Origin of the sequence: Salegentibacter maritimus (assembly GCF_016236915.1) — a bacterium.
Lineage (GTDB): Bacteria > Bacteroidota > Bacteroidia > Flavobacteriales > Flavobacteriaceae > Salegentibacter > Salegentibacter maritimus.
The window spans coordinates 79,555-98,977 of sequence record NZ_JAEHOK010000016.1 but is presented as its reverse complement, the minus strand read 5'-3'; the positions used below and the strand labels follow the sequence as shown (position 1 = coordinate 98,977).

Genomic DNA, 19,423 nt, shown 5'->3' with positions numbered 1-19,423 from the left:
CTGATTTCTATGACACTTGCAAGTTATTATTATATATTTTTTGATTTTTTATGATGGCAAAAATTCTATGAATGATCTTATTTCTTACAGCATTTAAGACGCTCATTTTGTTTTTGCCTTCATTTACCTTTCGATGGTAATATTGTTTTAAATCAGAAGGCAATTGGATCGCCCTCATGGCTGCTAAATGCAGTATTTTCTTAATGCCTTTATCTGCATAGATAGAAACCGATGCCCTACCAAAAACAGAAGTTCCTGAACTTTTTGAAAATGGCGCCACTCCAGCATAACAGGCAAATTTACGAGGATTTGTGATCGATTTAAATGCATTTGTTTTAATCAACATATTCCACGATAAAATAGGACCTACTCCAGGAATAGCACGTATTAAATGGTATTGGTGCTTCAATACACTATTGTGCTCAATAACCTCAATTATTGATTTGTCGGTTTGTTTTATTTTTTCAGTTAGTAATTGAATAAGTTCAGCTCCGTGCTCTTCCAGTTGCGGCAAGTCAAGATCTGCAATCAGTAGGTTTTCTTTGTTTTTTGCTTTGAGTTGGGCTCTTTGCTTAATTAACAGGTTCCTATGGGATATAAGTGCTTTCAGCTTTTCTATTCCCGGTTCTGGTTTTTGATGTGGTTCGAGTTCTGTGTGGTTTTTTTCCAGGAATTTAGCAATACGGAAGGCATCTATAATATCATCTTTTCCTCTGGTGAGTCCAATACTTTTGTGTAAATGCAAAGGATTTACTTCGTAAAAAACGATATTTAAAGAGGTTAAGACTTCAATAATCTTACGGCCATATCGCCCCGTATTCTCAATACAGACTTTTAAACTTTGTGGCTTTGAGCCACTAAAAAAAACTTTTATAGCTTTTTTGTTGTTATCAATACGTTTGGCCAGTTTCTTCTCACCTTTTATAGAACAAATATCCAATGTGTTTTTACTGATATCAATACCTACAAAAGTCAATGAATTTTTCATAATTTTGGTTTTAGTTATGAATGGATTAAATTAAATAGGACTCAATTCCTTAATAATGGGCTTTTAATCCCGAATTTCTATTTGAGTTACTATTTAGGGAAAGAGTAGGTACTGAATCAGCATATAGCTCTTTTAACTGGAACTTGTTATAGTTAGCCTACTCTTTTTTAATCCTTAATTTACACAAATTTTACTCTTGCAAGTCTAAAGGAATCTGGAGCCACTATGCTTTCAAAGAAGGCTAACGATGTAGATATAAAAGTTGATGCCGTTTCGGGTGCTACCATACCTTATGTAGATATGAGTTTGGGAATGGGCACAGGAGATGGGATGCCGGTGGTGAATATCACCTATTTGGCTGCGCAAAAATTTTGCAAGTGGCTTTCAGCTAAAACCGGTTACTTTTACAGGCTTCCCACGGAAGCTGAATGGGAATATGCCGCAAGGGCAGGGAGCCAAACGGCCTATCATTTTGGGGATTCTCCCGAAAATTTGGGAGATTATGCCTGGTTCTATGAAAATAGCGATGGGCATTATCACGCTGTAGGAACTAAAAAACCTAACTCGTGGGGGCTTTATGATATGCATGGGAATGTAGCCGAATGGACATTAGATGCTTATGATTCCGAAACTTATAAAAATCGCTCTGGACTAACAAAAAATCCCTTTGAAATTCCGAATGAAGAATATCCGCACAGCGTTCGTGGGGGTTCATATTATGACGATGCCGAATATTTAAGGAGTGCAGCAAGATTAGCTTCTTCTGAAAATTGGAAAATGCGCGATCCGCAATTTCCAAAAAGTAAGTGGTGGAATACAGATGCTGCTTTTGTAGGTTTTAGGATTGTTCGCGACCCCAACCCACCATCTGTAGAAGATAAAGTTAAATATTGGGGCAATGAAAATCCCTAAAGTTTTAAAAGAATATTAAATGCACCACTTTAGAATTAAATTATGAAAAAGAATAAACCAAATACTTCTCAATTATATAAGAATTCCCGCAGAACGTTTTGTAAAAACACCGCTTTATTCACTGCAGGAATGATGATGCCTGCTATGGAAATGAACGCCATGTATAATGTGTTTAACGATAAAAAATTAAAATTGGCCCTGGTGGGTTGTGGTGGGCGCGGTACCGGAGCTGCAAACCAGGCTTTAAAAGCAGATGACAATGTTGAATTGGTGGCTATGGCAGATGCTTTTGAAGACAGATTAACAGGAAGCCTGGCTCAGTTGGAAAAAGAATTTTCTGGTTCAGATAAAGTTAAGGTAAAAAAACAAAACTGTTTTACCGGTTTTGATGCTTATAAAAAGGCCATAGACCTGGCTGATGTTGTAATTTTAACTACACCTCCCGGGTTTAGACCTTATCATTTTGAATATGCCGTAAATGCCGGTAAACATGTGTTTATGGAAAAACCGGTAGCTACAGATGTACCGGGAATAAGAAAGGTGCTGGACGCAGCTAAAATAGCTAAAGAAAATAAACTAAATGTTGTAGTTGGCCTGCAGAGAAGATATCAGAGAAACTATATAAAGACAGCAGAACAAATTAAACAGGGTGAAATTGGTAAAATCTTATCCGGGCAGGTTTATTGGAACAGTAGTGGGGTGTGGGTAAAACCAAGACAGGCAAACCAATCTGAAATGGAATACCAAATGCGCAATTGGTATTACTTTAATTGGCTTTGTGGAGATCATATTTTAGAACAACATATTCATAATATTGATGTGGCAAACTGGTTTATTGGTGAGTACCCTATATCGGCCCAGGGAATGGGAGGAAGACAGGTAAGAACAGGACCCGATCATGGAGAGATTTTCGATCATCATTTTGTGGAATTTAAATATCCCGGTGGAGCCGTAATATCCAGTCAATGTAGGCACCAACCCGGTACCATGTCTAAAGTAGGAGAAGGCTTCCAGGGTACTAAAGGTATTGTTGAAACCAATGATGCCGGTGTGGCGAAGTTAGTTGATTTTCAAGGAAATGATATTTTTAGATATAGAAGTAGAAACGATCCAAATCCTTATCAGGAAGAACATAATAAATTATTTGAGTCAATTAGAAATGGCGAAGTAATAAGTGATGCCGAAAACGGGGCTAAAAGTACTATGGCTGCAATTATGGGACGTATGGCAACCTACTCTGGGCAGTTTATTAAATATGAGGAAGCGATAAAATCTAATTTACAACTGGTGCCTGAAGATTTATCCTGGAATTCAACGCCACCCGTAACACCAAATTCCGATGGGCATTATACAATTCCTACACCCGGAAAAACAAGGGTAATCTAAACTTTTGAATTATAAAAATGGCTGTTTAAAATTTTAAGCAGTTATTTTTTTAATTTTATATATGATACATAATACATTATTAAAACCAGCTAATATGAAATTTATAAAAAACAAGATCCTACTAATACTTCTTTTAATCTTATGTACATTTAAAAGTACTGCTCAGGATGATTTTACAGCTAGCCTAAGTCCTGAAGAATTAAAGGAAGCTCCCGTAAAATTAATACCATATCCTAAGCAGGTAGAGTGGGGGAAGGAAACAATAGATTTCGATAAACTTCAATTGAGCAATCATAAAATTTTATCTCCAGAGATAAAAAATAGCTTAAAGGAACTACTTGTTAAAAAAGGGATTGAATTAAAGAATACGGCAAAACAGAAAGTATATTTCAAAAAAGACCAAAGCCTGTCGCGTGAAGCCTACCGACTTAAAATTACAAATGAAGGTATAAATATAGAAGCAGCTTCAGAGGCTGGTTTCTTCTATGCTATTCAAACTCTTAAGCAGATAGCAGATGCTAATCAAGGCTTTTACATTGTAAATATTATAGATGAACCTGCTTTTAAATTGCGGGGCTATATGATTGATGTAGGTCGGAATTTTCAACCCCTGAATGCCTTAAAAAAGCAATTGGATATACTGGCTCAATATAAACTAAACACTTTTCATTGGCATTTAACCGATTATCCTGCCTGGCGTATTGAAAGTAAAAAATACCCCGAACTTAATGCCGCTGAAAATCATAGGCCTACCCGCGATCCCGGGAAATACTATACTTATAACGAAATTAGGGAGTTAATAAATTATGCCAATAGATTGCAGATACAGGTTATTCCGGAAATCGATATGCCGGGCCATAGCGATTCTTTTACAAAAGCCACTGGTCATAGGATGGAATCTGAAAAGGGCATGGAAATTTTAGAAGTGGTTTTAAATGAGTTTTTTAAAGAAATTCCCAGGGAAATGGCACCTATAGTTCACCTGGGATCAGATGAAATCGATATCCCTCAACCTGAAGTTTTTATGGAACGCATGCTTGGATTGGTGAAAGCTAATAATAGGAAAGCTATTATATGGGATCCCGGTTTACCTGCAAACAATAAGGTAATTCGGCAATCCTGGAAGCCAGAAAATAAAGTTGATAAAAGCTCACAATCTGGCCTCACGGGAATTGATTCTCAAAATTCTTATATAAATAATAGCGAACCTATGCTTCAAATCCCAAGATTGTTATTTAAACCTATAGGCAGGGATAGCAATCATAAAATGCTTGGTGGGATTGTGGCACTTTGGCCCGATGTTAATATTGATGAGCATTTTGATGCCGTAAGGCAAAACCCGCTATACTCTTCTATTTTAACCTATGCCTGGGTTACCTGGACTGCCGATATCAAGAAAGCTTCTTCTAAATATATAACCAGGGTTCCTGAAAAAAATACAAAAGCTCATACCTATTTCTCTGCTTTCGAAGACTATCTGCTATATCATAAAGAAACCTATTTTAATGAAGTGCCTTTTCAATATTTGCGCCAGGCCAATACAGAATGGAAGTTGATAGGGCCTTTTAAAGATAAAGAAAACCTCCATGAAATTAAAAAATCCTATTCGGTTGGAGATAGCGTCATTTATTGGAAAAATGCCACCGGAAACTCGGTTTTTATTAAAGATAGGTTTAAGCAGGGCGGCTATTACCCAAATGCAAAACCAGGAGAAACTTATTTTGCACATACCTATATTTATGCAGAAGAACCTAAAGAAATACCGGTTTGGATTGGTTTTGAGACTCCTTTTCGTAGCAATCGCGCTTATACGGGAATTCCTAAAAAAGGAAAATGGGATGTTAGTGGAGGAAGCCTATGGGTAAATAACATGGAAGTTCCTGCTCCCAACTGGGAAAATTCTGGATGGAAACCGGAAAGAACCAGCGGGTGGGGAAGTAAAAAAGACCAGGAAGTATCCTGGAAGGACGAAGAATTGTACTGGACCCGTGAACCCACAAAAATTTCTTTAAAAAAAAGCTATAACGAAATTTTAATTCGGGTACCGGGAAGCAGTAATTACCAAAACTGGATGTTTACTTTTGCTCCCCTGGAGCAGGAAGGAATCAGGTTTTTAACATCAAAAGAATAAGATTATGAAACAGATTTTTTTTATTGTATTGCTTTTATCTATTAAACAAGTATGTTCCCAAACAATGTTATCGGAAATATTCACTAATAATATGGTGCTTCAGCGGGATAAACCAATAAAAATATGGGGTAAGGGCGTGCCCGGTGATAAATTGCAGGTCAATTTTTTAAATGAAACCGCACAAACTTCGGTAAGAGCCGATTCTACCTGGCAAATCGTCTTTAAAAAACAACAAGCCACCACAAAACCCCAAACTCTTGTGGTTAAGTCTTCAGAAGAAAAGATAATCCTTAACAATATTCTTGTAGGCGATGTATGGCTCCTTATAGGTCAATCTAATATGGAGTGGCCCATGCAGGCAGAAATGCATTATGAGGAAGCTAAAAAAGAAGCTAAAAATCCTAATCTACGCTTTTTTAACCCAACTTTTATTGGCAAGAATATTTATGGAACCCCCTATGATAAAGACCAATTAAATAGCCTGAGCAATAACATTCTTTTTCAGGAATCAAAATGGGAGGAAAGCGATAGTTCTTCTTTTAAGGATATGAGTGCGGTATGTTATTATTTTGGTCGGGAAATAGTAAACGCCGAAAATACCCCTATAGGATTAATAAATTTAGCTATTGGTGGTGCACCCATTGAAACTTTTATTGATATACAGGCGCTAAAAAAGAATAAACAATTTGTTGCTAAAACAAAGGGAAACTGGTTGAAAAATGATGCGCTTCCGGTTTGGATACGAGAACGCGGAATGCAGAATGTTGGACATAGCCAGGCTATAAATAACCATGCTTACAAGCCCGGTTTCGCATTTAAAACGGGGGTAAAACCTATTTTAAAAATGCCTATAAAGGGTATTTTGTGGTATCAGGGTGAAAGCAATGCCCAGGAAATGGCAAGAGTAAATGAATATCCCGAACTTCAAAAACTAATGATTAAGGATTATAGAAAGCAATGGAAAGATAAGAATTTACCTTTTTACTGGGTACAATTATCTTCTATAGATACTACCAATTACGATTCCCATTTTTGGCCTGAATTTAGGAACGGTCAAAGAGAACTTCTAAACGAGCTGGAACATGTTGGAATGGCGGTGAGTAGTGATGTTGGGAACAGGAATGATATCCACCCCCGTAACAAAAAAGCCGTTGGAAAAAGGCTTGCTCGATGGGCTTTAAAAAATGAATATGGAAAAGATATTATAGTTTCTGGCCCGCTTCCTCAAAAAGCGGAATATAAAAATGGGAACATTATTGTTGAATTTAAATATACCGCGAAAGGTTTACAAACTTTAGATGAGAAAGCTGTTCGTGGGTTTTCTATTGATGGCAAAACGGAACTAACGGGAGAAATTAAAGACAAAAAAATAATATTTCCCAGTGCAGAAAAACCTGAGTATATTTACTACAATTGGCAGGCCTATACAATTGGCAACCTGGGAAACTCTGAAGGATTACCGGCATCTACATTTAAGATAGAGGTTGTGCGAAGTGATTAATTGAATTTAAATAAAGTCCGTGAAAAAAGCTTATTCCTCGAAGCGCTTATTTTGGGTAAGTCTTTTTATCGCAGGCTACTTTGGCTTTTTATACCTGAACTATCACATATTTAAACTCGATTACATCTTAATAGGGGTAGTTATGGAGATGATTACCATTCCTTTTGCCCTGGCGCAATTCATCTTACTTATTATTAGTTTTAAAAATTGGAAAAAGATAAAGTTTAAGATTAGAGATTATTCATTTTGGACTCTTTTAATTTTATTAATAAGCTGTATCTGGACCCTGAGTTCGTTTATCTTCGCTAAAATTTAAGACTTATTAAAGAAAATATTTGGTTTATATGTATAACATAATACAAAATTAGTATCTTAGGCCAAAAAATATAGTATATGTATATTCGTCTTTTTTGGGTTTTAAGTTTATTTTTTGTGCTTACGGCCCCTTCATTAAATGCACAAACCGATGAAAAAATAGAATTTAGCTGGGATTCCTTACCTAATTTACCTTTAGAGAAAGGGGTGAACGGAAGTTTTACCGGGATTCATAATGATGCATTGATAATTGCGGGCGGAGCTAATTTTCCGGATCGTTCTGTTTGGGATGGTGGTGATAAGGTTTATTACAATAATATTTATGTACTTGAAAAGGATAAAAGCGAATTTAACTGGATAAATGTAGATAAAAGTCTTTCTAAGCCAATGGCTTATGGCGCTTCAGTAACAACCAGTGAAGGTTTATGGTGTATTGGGGGGATGAACAAAGAGGGGGTTTACAAAGATGTTTTTCTTTTAAAATGGGATGCAAAAGCTAAACAGCTTTTGGTAGAAGAAAAACCTTCTTTACCCGTCCCATTGGCAAATATGGAAGCAAGCCTAATTGGCGACAAAATTTATGTTGCCGGAGGTCAAAAAGAGCCGGGAGGTAAGTCTACAAAAGCTTTTTACTCGTATTCAGATCTCCAGGGTTGGAAACAGCTGGAAGATATTCCGGGGAAAGGACGTATTCAACCGGTGGTAATAGCTCAAAACAATGGAAAGACCAATGTGGTTTATGTTTTTAGTGGTACCCATTACAACCCCGGTGCCGAAGATCCAAACGAGTTTTTGTCAGATGTATGGCAATACAATCCCTTGTCAAAAAAATGGATAGCCAAGGGCGATGTCCCTTCAAATGAAACCCCCGGGTTAGACGGCGGTTATATCGGGGCTGCTCCGGCAACCAAGCTAGGAGATGCGCATATTTTGATCTTTGGAGGAGCAGGAGGTGAAAATCAACTATACAAAGATAGACTTCAGCTACAAAATCAACTAAAAGCGCTTCAACAGCAAAACCTTGATTCTTCCATTGTGGCCAGTAAAATCGATTCGCTATCCCAGGCAATTTCAGAGAACTTTCAAAACACTTCTTTTTCAAAAACTATTTGGGCCTATCACACGATTACCGATACCTGGACCAAAAGAGGTGAAATTCCGGGTAAAACTCAAGTAGTGGCAAAAGCCCTACAGTGGGAAGACGATATTATTATTCCGTTAGGGGAGCTTAGCCCCGGAGTACGTACATCAGCTATCCATAAAATTAATGTGACTCCTCGTGAAACAGATTTTGGATGGATTAATTATACAACCTTAATTGCATATTTGGCTTTAATGATTGGAATTGGGTGGTATTTTTCAAGAAGAAATAAAAGTACTTCCGATTATTTTTTAGCAGGAGGTAGAATACCATGGTGGGCGGCCGGTTTGAGTATTTATGCTACGATGCTAAGTGCTATTACCTATCTTTCCCAACCGGCACTGGCATTTAGTTACGATTGGCAAGCTTATCTCGGTTACTTTACCATTTTACTTATCGTGCCCCTTATTATAACCTTTTATCTGCCATTTTTTAGAAAGTTGAATATTACAACTGCCTACGAATATCTTGAAAAACGCTTTAATATTGTAATCAGGATGTTTGGAAGTGGTTCTTTTGTGCTGTTTCAATTGGCCAGAATGGGAATTGTTGTTTACTTACCTGCACTTGCTCTATCTACTGTAGTTGGCATAGATATTTATTCGGCCATTATTATTATGGGGATATTAGCTATTGTTTATACTGTAATGGGAGGTATAGAAGCGGTTATTTGGACCGATGTTATTCAGGTAATCGTACTTATTGGTGGTCTTATTCTTGGCCTTATTTATATAGCGGTAGATATAGGAGATGTGAGCTATATTTTCTCTACGGCTTATGAAGATAGTAAATTTCAACTTTTCGACTTTAGATGGAGCTATACCGAAGTGGTAACCTGGTCTTTATTTTTAGGGACTTTTGCCCTTAATTTTGCTCCGTACACCACAGATCAGGCGGTAGTACAGCGTTATTTAACAACTTCAAATGAAAAAGAAGCCAGAAAAAGTATCTGGATGAACGGAATTGTCTCTATTCCGGCAGGATTGCTTATTTTCCTAATGGGGACTTTCCTATATGTTTATTTTAGGGATAATCCCGAGTTTTTACAGGTAGGAATGCAAAACGACGGAATATTCCCTTTATTTATTGCAGACCATCTTCCTCCGGGAGTAGCCGGTTTGGTGATTGCCGGAATTTACTCTGCAGCTATGTCTAGCCTTGATAGTAGTATGCACAGTGTTTCTACCGTAATTACAGTAGACTTTTATAAACGATTTAATAAGAATCATACAGAAGTTACCACTATGAAAGTTGCCAGGTGGGTAACCATTACGGTTGGTGTACTGGGAACTTCGGTTGCTGCGTTTATGGCAGCTTATCCAATTGCTTCGCTATTTTTCTTTTTTCAGGAAATAGTAGGTCTTTTTGGAAGTGCTCTGGCGGGAGTGTTTATGTTGGGAATTTTCTTTAAAAAAGCCAATTGGGTGGGTACCTTGATTGGGGCTGTACTTAGTGTAGCTTCTTTAGTGCTCGTTAAATATTATACGCCTATTAATTTTTATATTTATCCGCTTATCGCCATTCCGGTTTGTGTAATAGGGGGCTATTTGGCTAGTTTGATATTTAAGGTTGAAAACAATAATAATTCTAAAGACCTGGTTTATCATAAGCACTTAAATCAAAATTAATTATAGAAATGAAAAGTTTTCTAAGCTTGGTTTTATTGTTATGCTTTGGCATTTCAATAGGGCAGAATGAGGTAGAATTAGATTGGTATAATACAGCAGAAATGGAGCTGGGTGGAAAAGTAAAGGCTTCTACATCTAATCCTTATCAACGCTTTCCCGATTCTATGCAAAACCTGGTAAGAAAAAGAGTTTGGGAGTTATCTAAGAACCCTTCCGGCGTTTATGTTGATTTTGAGACCGATGCTTCTCGGGTTATTGTTAAATATGTGGTGAATGGGCCATTACAATTTCCGCATATGCCTGCTACCGGCGTTAGTGGGGTAGATTTGTATCTCTCTCAAGATAATACCTGGAAATGGCTTAAGGGCCGTTACCAATTTCAGGATACCATTTCATATCATTACCGGTTAAAAGATACTGTAAATGGCATAAAGCATAATCTACGTTTATATCTGCCGCTTTATAATACTGTTTCCTATATGGAGATTGGTGTGGATAAAGATTCATTTTTTAGAAATGTGCCGGTTAATAATCAGGCACCCATTGTGATATACGGAACATCCATTACCCAGGGGGCGTGCTCGGGAAGACCTGGTACTACCTGGACTACTTTTTTGTCACAAAAAATTGATATTCCGGTTTTTAACTATGGTTTTTCTGGGAATGGGAAACTGGAGAAAGAAGTTATTAACTACCTTTCACAACTAGAGGCAGAAATTTTTGTTTTAGATTGTCTCGCAAACTTTAATCCCGGCCAGGGTTTGGATGCCGAAGAAGCTAAAAAGCGACTTATAAAAAGTGTGGAGGCCCTTCGGAAATTAAATCCTGAAACACCAATAGTACTCACCGATCATGCAGGCTACCCCTATGGTGAAGTATATAATCCCGAAAAAAAGAAATATCAATTGCTAAACAATGCAAATAGGGAAGCTTTTGAATTCCTGGAAAGAAAAGGCTATAGAAATGTTTATCTTTTGGAAAATGAAGATCTTGGTTTAGATCAGGATGATTTTATAGATGGGGTTCATCCTAATGACGCCGGAATGAAAAAGTATGCCGAGGCTTATGGTCGATTATTATTGAAAATAGTTAATTGAAAAAATACTTAGCATTAACACTTGTCGATCGATTCAGCCCTAATGGCAGGTTATTGGTCTAAATTTCTTTTTTGTACTACTGAATTTAGCAATATTTAGACTCAGGTTGATAATTTTTTTAGCTTGCCAAAAGCTGCTGATTTAGTATGAGTAAATATCTTTTTTAAAACACCTTACTTGAAATAAAAGAATTAATCGAAATAAATAAGAATGTTTAAATTAAAAAGAAACCGGATTTTAGCTTATTTAAGTCTTCTGGCAGTGCTAATGATAAACCAAAATACGCACAGTCAGGATGCATATTACCTTAATCCTGAAAAAAATCAGGAAAATAGGGAGCCTATGCGGGCTTATTATATGGTTTTTGAAAATGAAGCTTTAGCAGAAACAAAAAACTGGAAGGCCTCAGAGAATTATATCAACTTGAATGGCCAGTGGGATTTTAAATGGTATAAAAGCCCTAAACAAGTGCCAGATAATTTTTATGCTTCCGGGATTAACGAGATATCCTGGGAAAAGTTTCAAATACCGGCAAATTGGGAAGTACATGGTTATGGTATTCCTATTTATGTAAACGCCACCTACGAATTTGATAATCTTATAGAGGTTGATCCTCCGAAAATTCCTTTAGATCATAATCCAACCGGAATTTATCGTCGCAGCATTGAAATTGGTGAACATTGGGGCGGCAAAGATGTGTTTTTGCACGTAGGCGCGGCAAAATCAAATCTTCAGGTATGGGTAAATGGAGAGTATGTTGGTTATGGAGAAGACTCTAAATTATCTCAGGAGTTTGATATCACCCCCTATGTTAAAACCGGCGAAAATGTAGTTGTTATGAAGGTTATGCGCTGGAGTGACGGCTCTTACCTGGAAGGACAGGATTACTGGAGAATGAGCGGTATTACCCGTGATACTTACCTTTTTGCAAGAAAAAAAGTAAGGTTGCAGGATTTCACCATCAACACTAACCTGGATGCAAATTATAAAGATGCAAGCTTAAGTATTATCCCTGAATTCACCGAAATCCCTAAGCGCGATAAGCATAAATTGGAAATTGTCCTTGAAGGTGAAAACGAGAAAATCTACAGCTCAGAAAAAAGTATAAGCGAGTGGCAGGAATTGGGAAAAATTGAAATAAATGTTCAAAATCCCGATAAATGGACCGCCGAAACCCCTAGCCTTTATAAACTTAGTTTTAAACTAAAAGATAAAAAAGGAAAACTACAGGAGGTAATTGAACAACAAGTAGGTTTTAGGGAAGTTGAAATCAAAAACGGACAGTTATTGGTGAATGGGAAACCTGTTCTTTTAAAAGGGGTTAACAGGCACGATACAGACCCTACCACGGGGCAGGTGGTTTCTCGTGAACGTATGCTTCAGGATGTTAAGGTTCTTAAGGAATTTAATTTTAATGCAGTTAGAACTTCGCATTATCCTAACGACCCCTATTTTTATGAGCTTTGTGATAAGTACGGACTTTATGTAGTAGATGAAGCGAACATAGAATCTCACGGAATGGGGTATGCGCTTACCAGGACACTTGCAAATAATCCCGATTGGAAAGAAGCACATCTAGAACGATTGGAGCGAATGGTAGAAAGAGATAAAAACCATCCCTCAATCATAATTTGGAGTATGGGAAATGAAGCCGGGAATGGATATAACTTTTATGCGGGTTACGACCTGATTAAAGAATTAGATTCAAGCAGGCCGGTACAGCATGAGCGTGCTATTGTTCCCGGGCAGCCAAAAGGGCAAATGAATGTAGAATGGAACACCGATATTATTCCGCCTATGTATCCTTCTATAGACGATATGAAGCAATATGCCGAAAGTAACCCGAATATGGATAGGCCGTATATTATGTGTGAATACGCACATGCTATGGGGAATAGTATTGGGAACTTTGTAGAGTATTGGGATTTTATTAGAAACCATAAGAACTTTCAGGGAGGGTTTATTTGGGATATGGTAGACCAGTCTATTTATAAAACATTAGATGATGGTACCAAAATCCTGGCGTATGGTGGAGATTTTGGTCCGGAAGGAACCCCAAGTGCCAATAACTTTTTGAATAATGGGGTATTTAGTCCGGAAAGGGATCCAAATCCACATGCCTGGCAGGTTAAAAAGGTGCAGCAGGAAATTCACACAAAATTGAAAGATAAATCTGGGAAAATTAGCGTTTATAACGAGCAGTTTTTCCGCGATCTTTCAAATGTGAAGCTTAATTGGGAAGTTGCCTTAGACGGAGAAATAGTAGCATCTGGCGAAATAGCGGAGTTTAATGTTGCCCCACAGGAAACTAAAGAATTTGAAATACCGGTAAATATAGAAGGGAAAGAGTTTAAAGAAGCTTTTTTAAACATTTTTTATACCCTTAAAGAAAAAACTGAACTTTTAAAGAGAGGTCATATAATTGCAGAGGAACAATTAACATTGGAGGAAAGGAAAACTTCAGTGTTGGATATAGTTCCCGTTGAAGGTTTAAAGGCTGAAAATAGCAATACAGAATTAAGCTTTACTTCAGAAGAAGTAAGTTTTGTTTTTGATAAAGAAACAGGCTTTTTAAAAGAATATAAAGTTAATGGGAAAAATATAATCAAAGAAGATTTTGCGCTTCGACCTAACTTTTGGAGGGCTCCTGTAGATAACGATTACGGGGCAGGATTGCAAGCAAAACTAAGGCCCTGGAAAGAAGCTGCCGAAAATTTGGAACTTAAAAGTTTGAAGCAAAATCATGAAAACGGCATTCTTAACGTAATGGCCAGCTATAGGTTAGAAGAAGTGCATGCCGATTTAAAACTTCACTATAAACTAAATGCAGCGGGAGAAATTCTGGTAGATTTTAAATTGAATATTGATGAAGATCAGGAGGTTCCTATGATTTTTAGGGTGGGAATGAAGGTGGCTATGCCTTCAGGCTTTGATAATTTGAAGTATTATGGTCGCGGACCTTACGAAAGCTATGCTGATAGAAAGGAAAGTGCGCTCATTAAAGTTTATGACCAAAGCGTAGATGAGCAATATTATCCATACATTCGTCCGCAGGAAACCGGTAATAAAAGCGATGTACGTTGGTTAATTTTAGAAGGAAGTGGTATTAATTTGAATATAACCGCTAACAAGCCTTTTAATTTTACAGCCCTAAATTATCTTATGGAAGATCTTGACGATGGAGAAAAACGTGAACAAAGACACGCTGGCGAGATTAATAAAAGAGAGCTAACAAATCTTTTTATAGATGCTGCACAAATGGGGCTTGGAAGTATTAACAGTTGGGGTAGGTTGCCTTTAAAAAAGTACTGGTTAACAAATAAGGAATATAACTACAGCTTTAAGATAAGTCCAGAGTAAAGGACTATTGAAGACCTTACCAACTTTTATAATTGTGAGTTTTCACTTTGTGAATAAATTTAAATCAAAATAAATATTAAATAAAGTATACAATAATGCTTAAATCTATAGTTAAAAATTGTTTGAGCCTAGCTTTTGCACTTATAATTACTCCTGTTTTGGCGCAGGAGGTAAAAACAATTAGTGTGTTTGATGAAGTGCCTGTAAATTTTAATGGGGAAAAGAAAAATATTGCCAATGTGGAGTATCTACAGTCCGGGCGTATTATTTTAAAGAAAATCAATGTTCCCAAATATCCCAGGGGTACTGATTTAAAGGTTAAAGTAACAGTGAAATCTGCCGGCGATCGTTGGGATAAATCTGGATCTCTATTTGTAATTCCAAATCCAGATAAGCTAGACTTTATTGATGTAGCGAAAGGAAATGCTTCTTACCCGAAAGAGGCAGGACGTGGTGAATACCCGGGAATTAAATTGGGAGGAGATTATGAGCCTGCATTGGAGGTTTTAAGGTTTATGACTCCTTTTGGAGTGGGATACTACAGTGATGAAGAAAAGAATCCAAACATAAAGTATAATAGGCCTGTTTATGTTCCAAGGTGGGAAGATGAAGTGTCCTGGGAGATGGATGTTTCTCAGTTAGAAAGCGAGCTTACAGGTGAAATACTTATAGGGGCCTGGATAGATACCTGGACGCCTGAGGGTTATACTATTAGTGTCGATTTTGAGTATTCTGGGCGTGAGTTAAGTAAGAAGATTGTAAAGCCATTGGTAAATACTGTTTATTATGCAGGACAAAAACATCCCGACCTTTTTGCTTTTAGTCCGCTAAAAGCAGAGTTTGAATTACCGGAGAAAGCTAAAAACGTTAAGCTTTATTACATTACAACCGGTCATGGTGGACATAGTGGTGGTGATGAATTTATACAGTTGAGAAATACGGTGAAATTCAATTCTGATACCGTTTTAGATACCATTCCATGGCGAGACGACTGCGCAAGTTTTAGAAGGTTTAATCCATCTTCTGGCGTTTGGATTCGTAAAGATTCAGCTCGAGCTTATAATAGACAGGGAGAAAAAGTTTTTAGTGAGGTTCAGGAGCGTTTGGCTTCTTCAGATTTATCGAGGTCTAATTGGTGCCCCGGTTCAAAAGTGGCGCCTTATGAGTTAGATCTTGGAGATTTGCAAGCGGGAAAACATGAGCTGTTAATTGATATTGATGCCACCCCAGTAGACGGAGATAAACTGAATCACTGGTTGGTTACGGCATATCTTGTTTATGAAGAATAAGATATAGGTAGATCTATATATCAATTTTAAAAATTAAGGCGGGACAAAACAGGTGGGAACCTATGTTTGTCCCGCTTTCTTGTATAATTTTAATTTTTTGTTTAGTGGTGAATCCTACTTCAGCTTTAATAAAATTGAGTTTTAGATGTTTTTAATTGCTGTTTTTGGGGTAACAGAGTTAATCTAAGGCTTTTAGTTTTGTTCGTTTTTTAAGATTTTTTTAGTATTCAGTTAATGCACCGCTAGCATGTTAAAAATCAAATTTAGTAGTCTAAGATATATTGATTTTTTTGGTAATTAAAACTTTTGTTTAAGGCTTTGATTTCCCATAAAAAGAATATAAAACTTTATGGTCTTCGTGCATTTTAGCTATAAATGAAGCTTTAATTAGGTTAAACGATAACGTTTTCGTTTGTCCAGCGATTGAAATGTGTTGTCAGTCGAAATTATTATTGATATTTAAAATTTATATCAATTTTTGGTTAAAATTAAGAAAACAGGGTTTTGCCTTGTGATTAAATTTAACTAAAACTTATAGTGTAATGAACAGAAAATTATTCTTGTTTGCTTGTTTATTCTTGTGCAGCATTAATTTGATGCTGGCACAAACTCAAACGGTGAGCGGTAGTATTGTAGATGCCGAAAACGGCATGCCGCTTCCGGGAGTTAACGTAATTGAAAAAGGAACTAGCAATGGGGTCTCTTCCGATTTCGATGGAATGTTTAGTATTGAAATTAATGAGGGAAGTACTCTACAGTTTTCTATGCTGGGGTATATAGCCCAGGAAGTTAAGCCCGATGGTTCGGAAATTCAAATTAAATTAGCCCCCGATACCCAGGCGCTTGATGAAGTGGTGGTAACGGCTCTTGGAATTAAGAGAGAGCAGAAATCCCTTGGCTACGCATTACAGGAAGTAGGTGGAGAGGAATTAGTGGAAAGTCGTGAAAGTAATCTTGCTAATGCCTTCACTGGTAAGGTTGCAGGATTAAACGTTGTACGTGGTAGCGGTGGACCTGCTAGTTCTTCTAAAATTGTTTTAAGGGGTAATAACTCCTTGACAGGAGATAACCAGCCACTTATAGTGGTAGATGGGGTGCCTATGGATAACTTCACGGGAGCTGAAAATAATGATTATTTTAATCCCAGTCGGGATACAGGAAATGGCTTGGGTGACATTGATCCTGAGAATATTGAAAGTATGTCGGTTCTTAAAGGTGCTTCTGCAGCAGCTCTGTATGGATCTAGAGCTGGTAATGGGGTGATTTTGATCACAACAAAATCAGGTAAAGCGCAAGAAGGATTGGGTATTACATATAATGTAAACTTGGGTTTTGAGGAATTATTTTTAACTCCTGATATGCAGAGTTCATTTGCACAGGGAACCAACAATATATATGGTGAAGAATCAACTTTAAGTTGGGGGCCAAAAATTGAAGGACAATTAGTTACAGATTATAACGGACAGGAAGTGCCATTAAGGGCTTATGATAATGTTGGAAATTTCTTTAACACTGGAGTGAGCTTAAATCAAAGTCTCTCTTTTTCACAAAAGGTAAACAATACTTCGGTTTACTCTTCGGTTAGTTATCTCGATAATGAAAGTATGATTCCAGGTGCAGAATTGAACCGAACCAATCTTTTAACAAGGGCAACAACAACTTTTGGTCCCAATGAAAGATGGACTACCGATGTTAAGGTACAGTATATGAATAACAAAGCTACAAACCGTCCTTTAAGTGGAGATAATAGATCGAATGCTTTTTTCACCATGTATAAATTACCAAGTTCAGTAGATATTAGAGATTTTAAGAACCCTAAGGATGAATTTGGGAAAATGACCTGGTTCAATGCAGATCAGGTAAATCCTTATTGGAATGCAAAATATAATACCAATACAGACTCTAGAGATCGTTTTCTATTAAATGGATCTTTAAAATATGAGTTTGCAGACTGGTTGACCGGTGAAATTAAAGGAGGTAGTGATATGTATACTACCAGCACCGAGAAGAAGGTTTACGATGGTAGCCCTATTGTAGATAATGGAATATATAGTCTGGGTAAAAGGACTTTTATGGAGAATAACTTCAGTGCTCTTTTTACTGCCAGAAAGGATGATATTCTAGGTAACTTTGGGGTAAGTGGTTCTTTAGGGGGGAACCTAATGCATCGAAAATCCAGTAGATTAGAAGCTTATGTTGGGGAGTTAGAAGTACCGGATTTCTTTTCTATTAATAATGGGGTAGAAAGAGCTACAGTTGAAGAAGGTTCTACCGAATATAAAATAAACTCTATTTACGGTACTTTCCAGCTTAATTATGACGGATATTTATTTCTAGATCTTACCGGTAGAAACGATTGGTCTTCTTCCTTAAGTAAAGAAAATCGTTCTTTCTTTTACCCTTCTGTAAGTACTTCGGTAGTGCTAAACGATCTTATAAAAGATACTGGTGGTGAAATGCCTGGCTGGATAACATTTAGTAAACTTCGTGCATCTTATGCAGAGGTAGGTAACGATTTGGACCCTTACCAATTGTATAACTCTTATTATTTAGGTAAAAACTCTAATGACAAAACCCTGGCGGGAAGAAATAATGTTTTGTATAACCCAGATTTGCAAAGTGAGTTGATTAAATCATGGGAAGCAGGTTTTGACCTTAGATTTTTAGATAACAGAATAGGTTTAGATTTCTCCTGGTATAAAACAAATGCTACCAGACAATTAATTGAAATAGACCTAAACCCTCTAAGTGGTTATTCTAAGAAGAAAGTTAACGCAGGGGATATTCAGAATCAGGGTATAGAAGTAATGCTTAATGCAACTATTTTAGATAACCCTGAAGGTTTATCTTGGAGTACAAATGTAAACTTCTCTAAGAATGAAAATACACTTAATGAGCTGACACCAGATTTAGATCGTTATAGTTTAGGCGGATATGACAATGTAGAGATTATTGCAGAAGCTGGTTCTGGCTATGGTAATATTTATGGTACTAAATTTAGAAGGGTGGAAGACCAAAATAGTCCTTACTTTGGTAAGCTTATTTTAAATGAGAGCGGTTTGCCATTGGAGTCTGACGGAGACCTGGTTTACTTAGGAAACCAGCAGCCCGATGCTTTAGTGGGATGGAATAACTCTTTTAAATGGAAGCGTTTTAATTTTAGCTTCCTAATTGATGGTAGGTTTGGTGGTGAGATTTTCTCTGGTACAAATGCTGCAATGCAATTGCAGGGAACTGCAGCAAAAACGGTAGTGAACGGACAAAGAGAAGATTTTGTGGTAGATGGGGTTATAGATGTTACTCCAGAGGGAGCAAGTGAAAATGTATATAAGGAAAACCAGGCAGTTGTAAGTCACCAAAATTACTGGGAGGCGGTAGCTGGAGTTGGAAACCTTGGGATAACCGAAGCTAATATTTATGATGCTACTAATATTAGGTTACGAAATATTAACTTAAGCTATGATTTACCGGAAAAATGGGTTGATGTTCTGGCCCTTACAAAAGCTAAAGTTGGTTTAAGTGCTAACAATGTTTGGATGATAGATAGTAATATGAATGGAATTGATCCAGAATCTGTTTTTGCAACAGGTACAAATGCAACAGGTTTTGAAAATGGTTCTTCACCAACATCAAGAAGCTATTTCTTTAATGTATCATTAAGTTTCTAAAAAAATA

The 19,423-nt window shown here is 37.0% G+C and carries 10 protein-coding genes; 9 read left to right on the top strand and 1 reads right to left on the bottom strand.

What is annotated here, in order from left to right:
* Positions 1 to 7: 7 nt before the first annotated feature.
* Positions 8 to 988, bottom strand: coding sequence for an IS110 family RNA-guided transposase (locus tag I6U49_RS12655; RefSeq protein ID WP_198627550.1), 981 nt, complete (start codon positions 986 to 988; stop codon positions 8 to 10).
* Positions 989 to 1,213: 225 nt separating this feature from the next.
* On the opposite strand from I6U49_RS12655, the gene I6U49_RS12650 reads away from it, so the two are divergent.
* The 9 genes from I6U49_RS12650 to I6U49_RS12610 all read left to right on the top strand — a co-directional run bounded on the left by I6U49_RS12650 (position 1,214) and on the right by I6U49_RS12610 (position 19,416).
* On the top strand, positions 1,214 to 1,900 hold the full coding sequence (locus I6U49_RS12650) for a formylglycine-generating enzyme family protein (protein ID WP_198629079.1): 687 nt from the start codon (positions 1,214 to 1,216) through the stop codon (positions 1,898 to 1,900).
* Between the two features lie 42 nt (positions 1,901 to 1,942).
* A complete protein-coding gene (locus tag I6U49_RS12645) occupies positions 1,943 to 3,286 on the top strand; it encodes a Gfo/Idh/MocA family protein (protein WP_198629078.1) in 1,344 nt (447 codons plus the stop codon).
* Positions 3,287 to 3,380: 94 nt separating this feature from the next.
* A complete protein-coding gene (locus I6U49_RS12640) occupies positions 3,381 to 5,417 on the top strand; it encodes a family 20 glycosylhydrolase (protein WP_232804715.1) in 2,037 nt (678 codons plus the stop codon).
* A gap of 4 nt (positions 5,418 to 5,421) precedes the next feature.
* Complete coding sequence (locus I6U49_RS12635) at positions 5,422 to 6,918, top strand: sialate O-acetylesterase (protein ID WP_198629077.1); 1,497 nt, start codon at positions 5,422 to 5,424, stop codon at positions 6,916 to 6,918.
* Positions 6,919 to 7,311: 393 nt separating this feature from the next.
* Positions 7,312 to 10,002 carry a sodium:solute symporter family transporter gene (locus tag I6U49_RS12630; RefSeq protein ID WP_198629076.1) on the top strand — a complete coding sequence of 897 codons (2,691 nt, stop codon included), beginning with the start codon at positions 7,312 to 7,314 and terminating at the stop codon, positions 10,000 to 10,002.
* Between the two features lie 8 nt (positions 10,003 to 10,010).
* Entirely contained in the window at positions 10,011 to 11,099 is a 1,089-nt protein-coding gene (locus I6U49_RS12625) for an SGNH/GDSL hydrolase family protein (protein WP_198629075.1), read from the top strand.
* Positions 11,100 to 11,309: 210 nt separating this feature from the next.
* A complete protein-coding gene (locus tag I6U49_RS12620; protein ID WP_198629074.1) occupies positions 11,310 to 14,459 on the top strand; it encodes a glycoside hydrolase family 2 TIM barrel-domain containing protein in 3,150 nt (1,049 codons plus the stop codon).
* A gap of 122 nt (positions 14,460 to 14,581) precedes the next feature.
* On the top strand, positions 14,582 to 15,748 hold the full coding sequence (locus I6U49_RS12615; protein ID WP_232804714.1) for a PNGase F N-terminal domain-containing protein: 1,167 nt from the start codon (positions 14,582 to 14,584) through the stop codon (positions 15,746 to 15,748).
* Between the two features lie 542 nt (positions 15,749 to 16,290).
* Complete coding sequence (locus I6U49_RS12610; protein ID WP_198629072.1) at positions 16,291 to 19,416, top strand: SusC/RagA family TonB-linked outer membrane protein; 3,126 nt, start codon at positions 16,291 to 16,293, stop codon at positions 19,414 to 19,416.
* Positions 19,417 to 19,423 lie beyond the last annotated feature (7 nt).

Bases quoted from the DNA above. Each gene is read 5' to 3' on its own strand.
- I6U49_RS12645 (WP_198629078.1), top strand. From the start codon at position 1,943: ATGAAAAAGAATAAACCAAATACTTCTCAATTATATAAGAATTCCCGC.
- I6U49_RS12635 (WP_198629077.1), top strand. From the start codon at position 5,422: ATGAAACAGATTTTTTTTATTGTATTGCTTTTATCTATTAAACAAGTA.
- I6U49_RS12655 (WP_198627550.1), bottom strand. From the start codon at position 988: ATGAAAAATTCATTGACTTTTGTAGGTATTGATATCAGTAAAAACACA.
- I6U49_RS12630 (WP_198629076.1), top strand. From the start codon at position 7,312: ATGTATATTCGTCTTTTTTGGGTTTTAAGTTTATTTTTTGTGCTTACG.
- I6U49_RS12625 (WP_198629075.1), top strand. From the start codon at position 10,011: ATGAAAAGTTTTCTAAGCTTGGTTTTATTGTTATGCTTTGGCATTTCA.
- I6U49_RS12650 (WP_198629079.1), top strand. From the start codon at position 1,214: ATGCTTTCAAAGAAGGCTAACGATGTAGATATAAAAGTTGATGCCGTT.
- I6U49_RS12620 (WP_198629074.1), top strand. From the start codon at position 11,310: ATGTTTAAATTAAAAAGAAACCGGATTTTAGCTTATTTAAGTCTTCTG.
- I6U49_RS12640 (WP_232804715.1), top strand. From the start codon at position 3,381: ATGAAATTTATAAAAAACAAGATCCTACTAATACTTCTTTTAATCTTA.
- I6U49_RS12610 (WP_198629072.1), top strand. From the start codon at position 16,291: ATGAACAGAAAATTATTCTTGTTTGCTTGTTTATTCTTGTGCAGCATT.